The sequence below is a fragment of the Brevundimonas sp. genome (assembly GCF_036677305.1).
Lineage (GTDB): Bacteria > Pseudomonadota > Alphaproteobacteria > Caulobacterales > Caulobacteraceae > Brevundimonas.
This window is the reverse complement of sequence record NZ_JAKFEB010000049.1, coordinates 1-10,931: the sequence shown is the minus strand read 5'-3', so window position 1 is coordinate 10,931 and position 10,931 is coordinate 1. Positions and strand designations below refer to the sequence as shown.

General features: G+C 69.0%; 11 protein-coding genes. 6 read left to right on the top strand and 5 right to left on the bottom strand.

What is annotated here, in order from left to right:
* The first annotated feature begins 109 nt into the window (after positions 1 to 109).
* The gene (locus tag V6M42_RS03020) at positions 110 to 853 is read left to right on the top strand and encodes an alpha/beta fold hydrolase (protein ID WP_332677069.1); all 744 of its coding nucleotides are present in this window, start codon (positions 110 to 112) and stop codon (positions 851 to 853) included.
* A 38-nt stretch (positions 854 to 891) separates the two neighbouring features.
* A complete protein-coding gene (locus tag V6M42_RS03015; RefSeq protein ID WP_332659788.1) occupies positions 892 to 1,113 on the top strand; it encodes a hypothetical protein in 222 nt (73 codons plus the stop codon).
* A 7-nt stretch (positions 1,114 to 1,120) separates the two neighbouring features.
* Here the strand turns inward: V6M42_RS03015 and galU are convergent, their stop codons facing one another.
* A complete protein-coding gene (gene galU / locus V6M42_RS03010) occupies positions 1,121 to 1,999 on the bottom strand; it encodes a UTP--glucose-1-phosphate uridylyltransferase GalU (RefSeq protein ID WP_332659786.1) in 879 nt (292 codons plus the stop codon).
* A gap of 55 nt (positions 2,000 to 2,054) precedes the next feature.
* Positions 2,055 to 3,869 carry a glutamine--fructose-6-phosphate transaminase (isomerizing) gene (glmS, locus tag V6M42_RS03005; protein ID WP_332659785.1) on the bottom strand — a complete coding sequence of 605 codons (1,815 nt, stop codon included), beginning with the start codon at positions 3,867 to 3,869 and terminating at the stop codon, positions 2,055 to 2,057.
* 166 nt (positions 3,870 to 4,035) lie between these two features.
* On the opposite strand from glmS, the gene glmM reads away from it, so the two are divergent.
* A complete protein-coding gene (gene glmM, locus V6M42_RS03000) occupies positions 4,036 to 5,385 on the top strand; it encodes a phosphoglucosamine mutase (RefSeq protein ID WP_332677068.1) in 1,350 nt (449 codons plus the stop codon).
* A 40-nt stretch (positions 5,386 to 5,425) separates the two neighbouring features.
* Here the strand turns inward: glmM and V6M42_RS02995 are convergent, their stop codons facing one another.
* From V6M42_RS02995 to V6M42_RS02985, 3 genes are read right to left on the bottom strand one after another with little or no spacing between them, the layout of a single operon-like run.
* Positions 5,426 to 6,004, bottom strand: coding sequence for a DUF805 domain-containing protein (locus V6M42_RS02995; protein WP_332677067.1), 579 nt, complete (start codon positions 6,002 to 6,004; stop codon positions 5,426 to 5,428).
* A gap of 31 nt (positions 6,005 to 6,035) precedes the next feature.
* On the bottom strand, positions 6,036 to 7,373 hold the full coding sequence (locus tag V6M42_RS02990) for an FAD/NAD(P)-binding protein (RefSeq protein WP_332677065.1): 1,338 nt from the start codon (positions 7,371 to 7,373) through the stop codon (positions 6,036 to 6,038).
* 7 nt (positions 7,374 to 7,380) lie between these two features.
* Positions 7,381 to 8,559 carry an acetyl-CoA C-acetyltransferase gene (locus V6M42_RS02985; protein WP_332677064.1) on the bottom strand — a complete coding sequence of 393 codons (1,179 nt, stop codon included), beginning with the start codon at positions 8,557 to 8,559 and terminating at the stop codon, positions 7,381 to 7,383.
* A 217-nt stretch (positions 8,560 to 8,776) separates the two neighbouring features.
* Here V6M42_RS02985 and trhA point away from each other — a divergent pair, with 217 nt between their 5' ends.
* The 3 genes from trhA to V6M42_RS02970 are packed head-to-tail and all read left to right on the top strand — an operon-like array spanning position 8,777 to position 10,520.
* On the top strand, positions 8,777 to 9,496 hold the full coding sequence (gene trhA, locus V6M42_RS02980; protein WP_332659845.1) for a PAQR family membrane homeostasis protein TrhA: 720 nt from the start codon (positions 8,777 to 8,779) through the stop codon (positions 9,494 to 9,496).
* A gap of 57 nt (positions 9,497 to 9,553) precedes the next feature.
* Positions 9,554 to 10,168 (top strand): polyhydroxyalkanoate synthesis repressor PhaR, encoded by a 615-nt coding sequence (phaR, locus tag V6M42_RS02975; RefSeq protein ID WP_332659777.1) that lies wholly within the window; start codon positions 9,554 to 9,556, stop codon positions 10,166 to 10,168.
* 1 nt (position 10,169) lies between these two features.
* On the top strand, positions 10,170 to 10,520 hold the full coding sequence (locus V6M42_RS02970) for a hypothetical protein (protein ID WP_332677062.1): 351 nt from the start codon (positions 10,170 to 10,172) through the stop codon (positions 10,518 to 10,520).
* The last annotated feature ends 411 nt before the right edge of the window (positions 10,521 to 10,931 follow it).

Genomic DNA, 10,931 nt, shown 5'->3' with positions numbered 1-10,931 from the left:
TGACGAACAGCACCTTCGGGGCGGTCTTGGGATCGGGCACGCGCTTTGGCCTTCGCTAGCTATCCCGGGTTCGCTATCAGTCCGCGACGGTTTTCGCGAGAGGCGGGTCATGAGCGACGGCATCCAGCGGCTGCAACGCCCGGACGGCGAGACCCTCGCCTTCCGCCGGATCGAGGGCGAGGGTCCGACGGTCGTCTGGATCGGCGGCTTCCGTTCGGACATGGAGGGGACCAAGGCCCTGGCCCTGGACGCGGCGGCGAGCGAGCGCGGCTGGACCTACCTCCGCTACGACCATTTCGCCCACGGCCGGTCGACCGGCGACTGGCGCAAGGCCACCATCGGCCGCTGGCGCGAGGACGCCGTGGCCCTGATCGACAGCCTGGAAGGGCCGGTCATTCCCGTCGGATCCTCGATGGGCGGCTGGGTGGCGCTGTTGCTGGCGATGGCGCGGCCGGAACGGATGGCGGGCCTCGCGCTGGTCAATCCGGCCCAGGACTTCACCGAGCGGCTGATGTGGCCGGGCCTGGCCGACCACCAGCGTCAGGCCATCCTGCGCGACGGCGAGACGCTGATCGTCGAGGAGGGGCTGGGCGAATACGTCCTGACCCGGGCCATGTTCGAGGAGGCGCGCGACTGGCTGGTTCTGGACGCCCCCATTCCCGTTTCCGCGCCGGTGCATATCCTTCAGGGACGGGCTGACGATGTTGTGCCGTGGGCGCATGCCGTTCGTCTGGTCGAGCGGCTGACCGGGGGCGACGTGCGGCTGGACCTGATCGAGGGCGGCGACCACCGCCTGTCCGGGCCGACGGACCTCGCTCGCCTCATCGAGGCGATTGAACAGATGCGTCATTGAGCGCTTAGATAGGGACCGCATCGCAAGGAGACTCCCCCATGCGCGTCCTGACCCTCGCCCCCGCCCTGCTTCTGCTGGCCGCCGCCGGCTGCGCCTCGACCGCCACCACCGACCGCTATGCGACCGACATGCAGAAGCTGGCCGAAGATTGCGCCGCCCAAGGCGGCATCCTGGCCCCGACCGGCCGGCAATCCGGCCGGCCCAACACCGATAATTTCTGCAAGCTCACCAGCGCGACACGGCTGCCCCGGAGCGAGTGAGCCTCGCCTAGAGCAGGGCGGTGATCGCAGCGCGAGCCGCCTCGCCGAGGTCCGCACGTTTCAACGCCAGGGCCACATTGGCGCGCAGCAGGCCGATCTTGTCGCCGCAGTCGTGGGTCACGCCATCGTATTCGACGGCGGTGAAAGCCTGGTCCTGCATCAGCCGCGCCATGCCGTCGGTCAGCTGGATCTCGCCGCCCGCGCCGCGAGGCTGGTTTTCCAGGATGCCGAAGATTTCCGGCTGCAGGATGTACCGTCCCGAGATCGACAGGTTCGACGGCGCCTCGCCGCGCGGCGGCTTCTCGACCATCCCCTTCATGCGGATGTGGCGGCCGTCGCGGTTCTCGGGATCGACGATGCCGTATTTGTGGGTCTCGCTCTCGGGTACGGCCTCGACGCCGATGACGTTCCCGCCGACTTCGGCATAGACGTCGGCCAGCTGTTTGAGGGCGCCCGGCTGGGAGTCGACGATCACATCGGGCAGCAAGACGGCGAACGGCTCGTCGCCGATGATGTCGCGGGCGCACCAGACGGCGTGGCCCAGGCCCAGGGGCTGCATCTGCCGCGTGAAGCTCATCTCGCCGGCGCTGGCCAGTTCGGCGTTCATCATGTCGAGGATATCGGTCTTGCCCTTGGCCAGAAGCTGGGCCTCAAGCTCGATCTGGTGATCGAAATAGTCCTCGATGGCGCCCTTGGACCGCCCGGTGACGAAGACGATGTGCTCGATGCCGGCCTCGCGGGCTTCCTCGACGATGTAGCTGAGGATGGGCCGGTCGACGACGTTCAGCAGCTCCTTGGGCGTGGTTTTCGTACCCGGGAGAACGCGGGTCCCCAGGCCGGCGACGGGCAGAACGGCCTTGCGGAGGCGGCGACTGTGGGCGGTCATGCGAAGTCCTGAACAGCGAGGTCGGGCAACCTAACGTATTTGCGCCCCGATGCGATCACTCGACGGTGACGGACTTGGCCAGATTGCGCGGCTGATCCACGTCCGTCCCCTTCTGCACTGCCGTGTAATAGGCCAGCAGCTGCACCGGAATGGCGTAGATCAGGGGCGCGATCAGGGAATGGCATTCAGGCGCGTCGACGCGGCGGATGCCGGCGCCGTGCGGATCGGGCGCGGCCTTCGGCGCGATCATGATCACCGGTCCGCCCCGCGCCGCGACCTCCTGCAGGTTGGAGGCGGTCTTCTCGAAGACCTCGTCCAGAGGGGCCAGGGCCACGATCGGCGTATATTCGTCCACCAGCGCGATCGGCCCGTGCTTCAACTCGCCGGCGGCATAGCCCTCGGCGTGGATGTAGCTGATCTCCTTCAGCTTCAGCGCGCCCTCCATGGCCAGCGGGAACATGGCTCCGCGGCCCAGGAACAGGACGTCGGTGGCCTTGGCGATGTCATGGGCGACGGCCTTCAGGTCGTCCTCCATGTTCATGGCCTCGGCGATCAGGCGCGGGGCCTCGAACAGGGCCTTGACCAGTTCGGCCTCGCGCGCCTCGTCGATATGACCGCGCTGCACGCCCGCCGCGACAGCGAGGGCCAGCAGGGCCGCAACCTGGGCGGTGAAGGCCTTGGTCGAGGCGACGCCGATCTCGGGGCCCGCATGGGTCGGCCACAGATGCCCGGCCTCGCGCGCCATGGACGACGAGTGGACATTGACCAGGGCCGCGGTCTTCAGACCCCTGGACTTGCACCAGGACAGGCTGGCCAGGGTGTCGGCGGTCTCGCCCGACTGGCTGACGGCGACGGCCAGGGTCCCCGGCGTCAGGGCCGGATTGCGGTAGCGAAACTCGGAGGCGATCTCGACGTCGCACGGCAGATGGGCCAGCTTCTCGAACGCATAGCGGCCGATCTGGCCGGCGTAGAAGGCGGTGCCGCAGGCCACGATCTGGATGCGGTCGATGGCGGCGAAGTCGGCGGAGTCGGTCTTCGCCTTGCCGTTTACGAAGTCCAGGTAGTGGGACAGGGTGTGCTGGACGCTGTCGGGCTGCTCATGGATTTCCTTCTCCATGAAGTGCCGGTACTCGCCTTTCTCGACCAGGGCCGAAGAAGCGGAAACCTGTACGATCGGCCGCTCGACCGCCGCGCCGTCCACGTCGAACATGCGCGCGCCCTTCCGGTCGACGCCGACATAGTCGCCCTCTTCCAGATAGCTGATCTTCTGCGTGAAGGGGCCGACCGCCAGGGCGTCCGAGCCCAGATACATCTCGCCCTCGCCCCAGCCGACGACCAGCGGACTGCCGCGCCGCGCGCCGAGGATCAACCCGTCCTCGCCCTCGATCAGCACGGCCAGCGCATAGGCGCCGGTGAGCCGGTCCAGCACGGTCTTGAAGGCGACCAGTGGGTCGTTCCCGCGGCCCAGTTCACGGTCCAGCAGGTGTGCGACGACCTCGGTGTCGGTCTGGCTTTCGAACATATGGCCGTCCGCGGCCAGTTCGGCCTTCAGCTCGGCGAAATTCTCGATGATGCCGTTGTGCACCAGAACGACGCGGCCCGCCTTGTGCGGGTGGGCGTTGGCGGTCGTCGGGGCGCCGTGGGTGGCCCAGCGCGTGTGTCCGATGCCGACGGTGGCGTCCAGCGGCTCGGCGGCCAGCACAGCCTCCAGCTCGCGGATCTTGCCCTTGGCGCGGCGACGCTCGATCCGTCCATCGACGAGTGCGGCGACGCCGGCGGAGTCATAGCCACGGTATTCCAGCCTTTTCAGACTGTCGATCAGACGGGGAACCGCCGGGCCGACGCCCGTCACACCGATGATGCCACACATGGATAAGTCCCTCGGAAGTCTGCCTTTCCGCGTTTTGCACGCGGACGGGTAACGGTCTAAGCCGAGCCCGGGTGTCTGGCGCCGATGTAGGCGACAGGCGCCCCGGTTTGCACCTAAAAAGCGGTTTCGCAAGGTTTCTGCGACCGCGACGAGAGGAAGACGAAGCTTGGGCGAGAGACGTTATTTCGGCACCGACGGCATCCGGGGCCGCGCCAACAGCCATCCCATGACGCCCGAGGTGGCTCTGCGGGTGGGGCTGGCGGCCGGACGGATGTTCATGTCGTCCGACGACCGCCGGCACCTCGTCGTGATCGGCAAGGACACGCGGCTTTCCGGCTATATGATCGAACCGGCGCTGGTCGCGGGTTTCGCCTCGGCGGGCATGGATGTGCTGACCTTCGGCCCCTTGCCGACGCCCGGCGTGGCCATGATGACCCGTTCGATGCGGGCCGACATCGGGGTGATGATCTCCGCCTCTCACAACGCCTATCTCGACAACGGCATCAAGCTGTTCGGCCCGGACGGCTACAAGCTGTCGGACGAGGTCGAGCTGAAGATCGAATCCATGATGGACCAGGCCCTGGACGCCGGCCTCGCCCCCCCGGACAAGCTGGGCCGGGTCAAGCGGATCGACGACAGCCAGGCCCGCTATATCGAGATCGCCAAGGCCAGTTTCCCCAAGGGCCTGAGCCTTCAGGGCCTGCGCATCGCCATCGATTGCGCCAACGGCGCCGGCTACAAGGTCGCGCCCACGACGCTCTATGAACTGGGGGCCGAGGTCTTCCCGGTCGGCGTCGAGCCGAACGGGCTGAACATCAACGCCAACTGCGGTTCGACCTATCCGCAGACCCTGGCCGAGGCGGTCAAGACCCACGGGGCCCACATCGGTATCGCCCTGGACGGCGACGCCGACCGGGTCATCATCTGCGATGAAAAGGGTCAGATCGTCGACGGCGACCAGATCATGACCATGGTGGCCCTGGACTGGGCGAAGCGGGGCCTGCTGGTCGGCGGCGGCGTGGTCGCCACCGTCATGTCCAACCTAGGGATGGAGCGCGCCCTGAACGCCGCCGGCCTGACGCTGGAGCGGACCCAGGTCGGCGACCGTTATGTCATGGAGCGGATGCGCCAGGGCGGCTTCAACATGGGCGGCGAACAGTCCGGCCACATCATCCTGCACGACTACGCCACCACCGGCGACGGCCTGATGTCGGCGCTGCAGGTGCTCGCCGTGCTGGTCGAGAGCGGCCGCGCCATGAGCGATCTGGCCCGCCAGTTCGAGCCCGTGCCGCAGTTGCTGGAGAACGTCCGGTTCACGACGGGCAAGCCGCTGCAGGACGCCGGGGTCAAGGCCGCCATCGCCGCCGCCGAGGCGCGGCTGGACGGGGGCGGGCGCCTGCTGGTGCGGCCGTCAGGGACGGAGAAGCTGATCCGCGTCATGGCCGAGGGCGACGACGCGGCGCTGGTGAAATCGGTCGTGGCGGATGTGGTCGCGGCGGTGAAGGCGGCGGGCTAGGTCTGCGGCGCTACGGGGCCGAAAAGGCGGCTGCCGGCTATTAGCCGAACCGGTTCTCACCCTGGGCGCCGCGCATCGCCAGCATCACGATCAGGCTCACCAACGCGATCATGTAGACGAGGTTGTTCAGAAACAGCAGGGCGAACAGGCCGAAGTTCGGCTCCGCGTGGCCCTGCATCGTCTGATCCATGAGCACGAGAAACACCGTCATGCCGATCACGAGGAAAGGCACCGGCAAGAGGCCCCAATAGGCTCGCAGGTTCCGGTCGTGCAATCGCCGCGCAACCGCCGCCGCCAGCAACAGAACCATCGATCCCAGCATCAGCCCCATTCCCACGAAGAACAGGGTGAAGTCGGGAACCGGGGCCTCGGGATGCCCTCCGTCGATCTGGATCGAATACTGGCCCGGAGAAGAATGCACCGTCGCCGCATCCGGATGGGCGGCCGCGAACGCGGACATGTCAGCGAACAGCGCATTCATCCAGAGCCCGATGGAGACGCCGAACGCGAGGAAGACGAGGGCGAACACCACGCCGGCATAGGGCCAGAATTGGCCGCGCGTATCCCGCCCTGAGAAGCGCGTCAGGTTGCGGAAACCCCGGATAATCGGATTGGCCAAGTCGTTCCCCCGAAGCTGGACGGCGATGACCCTAGGATGAGGCGCCGTCCGACGCCAGCATCCCCACCAGTCCCTCCACCCGCTTGCGGATGTCGGGCACGGCGGTCGTCTCCCAGAAGGAGGCGAAGGCCGGGGGCCCCAGCACGAACAGGCGATCGTCCGGCGTCCCGTCGGCCCCGATCGCTCGACCGTCCGCGGCCACGTCCAGGCCGAGGCCCAGCGGTTCGAGCCGCACCCGTCCCTCCGCGAGCAGGGCCGCGGTGAGCGGCGTCTGCGCCGCCGCATGCCCCGGCCCCGTGCAGTCGATCAGCCAGCCCGCGGTCAGGGGCGGTTTGTGCGAACCGTCACGCGGCCGCCAGTGGACCGTGACGCTGTCTGTCTCCGTGTCGATCCGGTCGACCCGACCGGCCGAGACATCGAGGCGGCCGGCGGCCTCCAGCCGGTCCATGGCCTCGTCGATCTCGGGCGGGATCCGGTGGCGGTGCACGTCCCACCACGGCCGCAGATGGCGCAGCCAGCGGGCGCGCGTCTTCGGCTCCGCCCCGGTCCAGAGCTGTGCGGTCCGGGGCCGCAGCCCCTCCATCACCCCGCGCCAGGAGCCCGTCTCGCCGACGAGCCGGCGGGCCTCGGCCAGTTGCTCCGACGGCGACCCTTCCAGCAATTTTCCGGTCGGCGGGGTCGGCGTGTCGTGGTGTTCGCCATGCGCCCGGGGCCGCAGCCCGCGCCGCGACAGCACCCTGATCCGCCCGGTGCGGCCGTTGGCGTCCAGCCACAGCACCATGTCCACCATGGTCAGGCCGGAGCCCAGGATGACGACCTCGTCCTGCGGTCCGATCTTCTCCAGCGCGCCCGCCGCCCAGGGATCCGGGATGATCCGCCGCGAACGGCTCCGCGCGCTCTTCGGCGCGGGATTGCCTGTCGCCAGCACGACGGCGCGCGCCGCGATCCGCCGGCCGTCGGCCAGGCTGACGCCGTCCGGGTCGACCGCCGTCGCCTCGCCGGTGGCCATTTCGATGCGGCCGGGGTGCGCCAGCCGGACGGCGTTCAAGCGGTGTTGCAGATATTCCCCGAAATAGCGCCGCGGTGCGAAACCGTCCGGGTCGGCGCGCCAGCCCGCGCTGTCCCTGAGCCATTCGACAAAGTCATCGGGCCGCCCCTCGACCGCGCTCATCCGGTTGGCGCGCACATTCAGCAGATGGCCCTCGAAGGGCGTGGAATAGGCCAGCCCCGGTCCGAAGCTCCCGCTCCGGTCGATCAGCACCGAGGCGACGCCGCATTCGGCAAGGCGGGCGGCCAGCATCGCGCCCGAGAATCCGCCGCCGATGATGGCGATGCGGCCGTCGGTTTCCGCGCTGCCGGGGTCTGTCACCGCCGGGTCAATCGCGCTGGACGCACATGGCCACGCCCATGCCGCCGCCGATGCACAGGGTCGCCAGACCCTTGCCGGCGCCGCGCCGCTTCATCTCGTGCAGCAGGGTGGTCAGGATGCGGGCGCCGGACGCGCCGATGGGGTGGCCGATGGCGATGGCGCCGCCGTTGACGTTGACCTTGTCGGGGTCGAGCCCGAGTTCGCGAAGGACACACAGGCTCTGGGCCGCGAAGGCCTCGTTGGACTCCACCAGGTCGAGATCGGCGACGGTCCAGCCGGCTTTTTCCAGCGCCTTCCTCGACGCCGGAATCGGGCCCGTGCCCATGACCGCCGGATCGACGCCCGCCGTGGCGGAAGAGACGATCCGGGCCAGGACCTCGAGGCCCCGGGCCTTCGCCTCGTCGGCGCTCATCAGCACGAGCGCCGCGGCGCCGTCGTTGAGGCCCGAGGCGTTGGCGGCGGTGACGGAGCCCTCCTTCGTGAAGGCGGGACGCAGCTTCTCCATCGCGTCGAGGGTGGCGCCGTGACGGATGTATTCATCCTTGTCGACGACGACGTCGCCCTTCTTCGAGGCGATGGTCACCGGCGCGATCTCGTCGTCGAAGCGGCCGGCCTTCTGGGCCGCCTCGGCCTTGTGCTGGCTGGCGACGGCGAAGGCGTCCTGGTCGGCGCGGCTGATCCGGAACGTGTCGGCCACATTCTCCGCCGTCTGGCCCATGTGATAGCCGTTGAAGGCGTCCCACAGCCCATCCCGGATCATGGTGTCGATCAGCGACAGGTCGCCCATCTTCTGGCCGCTGCGCAGGTGTTGGGCGTGCGGCGCCTGGCTCATGCTCTCCTGACCGCCGGCGACGACGATCCTCGCATCGCCAAGCGCGATCTGCTGGGCGCCGATGGCGACCGCGCGCAGGCCCGAGCCGCAGATCTGGTTCAGGCTCCAGGCCGCCGTTTCCTTCGGAATGCCCGCCCCCATGGCCGCCTGCCGGGCCGGGCCCTGCCCCGCCGCCGCCTGCAGCACATGGCCCAGGATGACCTCGTCGACCTCGGCGGCATCGACGCCGGCCCGCTCCAGCGCCGCCCGGATCGCGACCTCGCCCAGCTTCGACGCCGGCAGGCTGGACAGGCCGCCCATGAAGGCGCCGACCGGCGTGCGCGCGGCGGAGACGATGACGACGTCGATGGACATTCACGAACCTCTGGAACCGGGCCTGGGCGGGGGAGCGCGGGCCGTGGGTGCGAAACCTGGACGCCTCATGTGGTCGTCAGGCCGCGCGATACAAATCGTGGCGTTTCTGCCGCATCCGGAGGCCTTCGTCACGTCTGACGGCTCCATTCACCGCCCGGTCACCCTCCTGCGCCTATCCTTGAGGGAACGAACCAGGCCAGAAAGGCTTGTGGTGGCCATGCTGACGCGATTGAAAAAGGTGTTCGTCAAGGTCTGCGAGCCGGACGAGCTCGACATGGCCGAACACTATCGCTCGCCCGCCGAAAAGACCGCCGACCTCGTCGTGCACGTCGTCGGCCTGACCCTGGCCGCTGTGGGCGGGATCGTGCTGGCGGTGCTGGCCGCTATGTATGTCGGCATCGGAGCCGTGGCGGCGACCGCGACCTACGCCCTCTGCCTGGTCGCCATGCTGACCGTCTCGACCATCTACAACCAGACCCGGCCCTGCGCCGCCCGACCCATCCTGCGCCGGATGGACGAGGCGGCGATCTTTCTGATGATCGCGGGCAGCTACACGCCGTTCACGACCCAGCGTTTCGAAGGCGCCTGGTCGATCGGATTCACCCTGCTGGTCTGGACGATCGCGCTGGCGGGCGTCGGCGCCAAGCTGGTGGCGCCGCGGATCTCGGACGCCTTCTGGAGCGGCGTCTATGTGCTGTTCGGCTGGCTGGCGGTGATCGCGCTGAAGCCGATGATCGACACCGTCCACCCGATCGCCCTGGGCCTGCTGGTGCTGGGCGGGCTGATCTACACCGCCGGGGTGTTCGTCTTCATCAGCCCGAAGGTGAAGTTCCGCAGGGCCATCTGGCACGGTTTCGTGGTCACCGGCGCGTCCGTGCACTGGGCCGCCGTGCTGGTCGGCGTCGTCCTGGCCCCGGCCGCGGCGGGCGTCGGCTAGACATTCGCGTCCGCAGCGCAGCATAGTGCGGCGTTGCAACAGGAACGAGGATCGCGCGTGGCTGACAGGAAGTCCGGAGCCGGCGAAACCGTCGTCATCAAGAAATACGCCAACCGCCGCCTCTACAATACGGCGACCTCGGCCTATGTGACGCTGGAGGACCTGGCGAAGATGGTGCGCGAGGGGACCGAGTTCGTGGTCTTCGACGCCAAGACCAACGACGACCTGACCCGCCAGATCCTGACCCAGATCATCTTCGAGGAAGAGAGCCGCGGCGAGGCCCTGCTGCCGGTCCAGTTCCTGCGCCAGCTGATCGGCTTCTACGGCGGCCAGATGCAGGGGGTGCTGCCCAGCTATCTGGAGATGTCGCTCGACAATTTCAGCCGCCAGCAGGAGCAGATCCGCGGCCAGTTCTCCAAGGCCTTCGGCGCCGCGCCCGGGGCCGGGCTGATGGACGAGGCCGTCAAGCGCAACATGGCCATGTTCAGCGACGCCATGAAGATGTGGCCGGGCTTCGGCGCCCTGACGCCCGGCGCGATGGCGGCGGCCTCGGCGGCGGCGAAACCCGAGCCCGCGCCGGACGCCGATCCCCTGGCGGAAATGCGCCGCCAGATGGACGAGATGCGCAGCCAGATCGACAAGCTGTCGAAGACGCCCGGCAAGGGCGGCTGACATGGGCGACGAGATCCGCGCCGTGGGTCCCGTCGAACGCCGCGAGGACCGACGATCGGCCGAGCGGCGCGCCGCCGAGCGCCGGGCCGCAGCCCGGTCGCGCGCCCTCACGGTCACGGAATTCGAGGCCGGGCCTGCCGAGCCCCCGGCAAGACCTGCCCCCGCGCCGGCGCCGGACGCCTCGGCCGCCGCCTTCGCCGCCCAGATGATCGGCCAGGAAGGGCAGCGACGGGGCATCAAGGGCGGGCCGCCGGTGCTGGACGCAGCCCGTTCGGCCTATCTGGGGACCGAGCATTCGGGGGCCAACGAGCGGCGGCCCCGCCCCGGCCGGACGGAAGACAGCGACATCTGACGCCGCGGCACGGTCCTTGCTGAACGACGGGCTCTCACCCTCCGTTCGGGACCGCCGCCATGCTGACCTTCATCGCCCGCACCGTCGACGTCACCGTCGTCGCGCTGATCTTCGTGGCGTTTTCGTAGGCCCGATTCAGTTTTCAAAGACCATGCGGGCGGGCCGCCGTCGTCGGCCCTTCGGAACCTCCCGACCCGATGCGGCCGGGCAGGCTGAAGCGCTCTTCGGCGTTTCCGCTGAAAAGTTCGGGGAGGGCGCGGGGCGACCGGGCTCGCCCGGTGCTGTTGTAGAGTTACCGTTTCGACGAGACAGACCGCCCCGCGTCGTCGTTTTCCACGCGCGTGCCGGCCGCCGGCCCTGTTCGGGCCTTGCCGACGCCCGGACGGCTCCTTGCGGAGACCGGCCGGGGGG

Coding starts and splice junctions, on each gene's coding strand:
- V6M42_RS03020 (WP_332677069.1), top strand. CDS start 110: ATGAGCGACGGCATCCAGCGGCTGCAACGCCCGGACGGCGAGACCCTC.
- V6M42_RS03015 (WP_332659788.1), top strand. CDS start 892: ATGCGCGTCCTGACCCTCGCCCCCGCCCTGCTTCTGCTGGCCGCCGCC.
- galU (WP_332659786.1), bottom strand. CDS start 1,999: ATGACCGCCCACAGTCGCCGCCTCCGCAAGGCCGTTCTGCCCGTCGCC.
- glmS (WP_332659785.1), bottom strand. CDS start 3,869: ATGTGTGGCATCATCGGTGTGACGGGCGTCGGCCCGGCGGTTCCCCGT.
- V6M42_RS02985 (WP_332677064.1), bottom strand. CDS start 8,559: ATGTCCATCGACGTCGTCATCGTCTCCGCCGCGCGCACGCCGGTCGGC.
- trhA (WP_332659845.1), top strand. CDS start 8,777: ATGCTGACGCGATTGAAAAAGGTGTTCGTCAAGGTCTGCGAGCCGGAC.
- V6M42_RS02970 (WP_332677062.1), top strand. CDS start 10,170: ATGGGCGACGAGATCCGCGCCGTGGGTCCCGTCGAACGCCGCGAGGAC.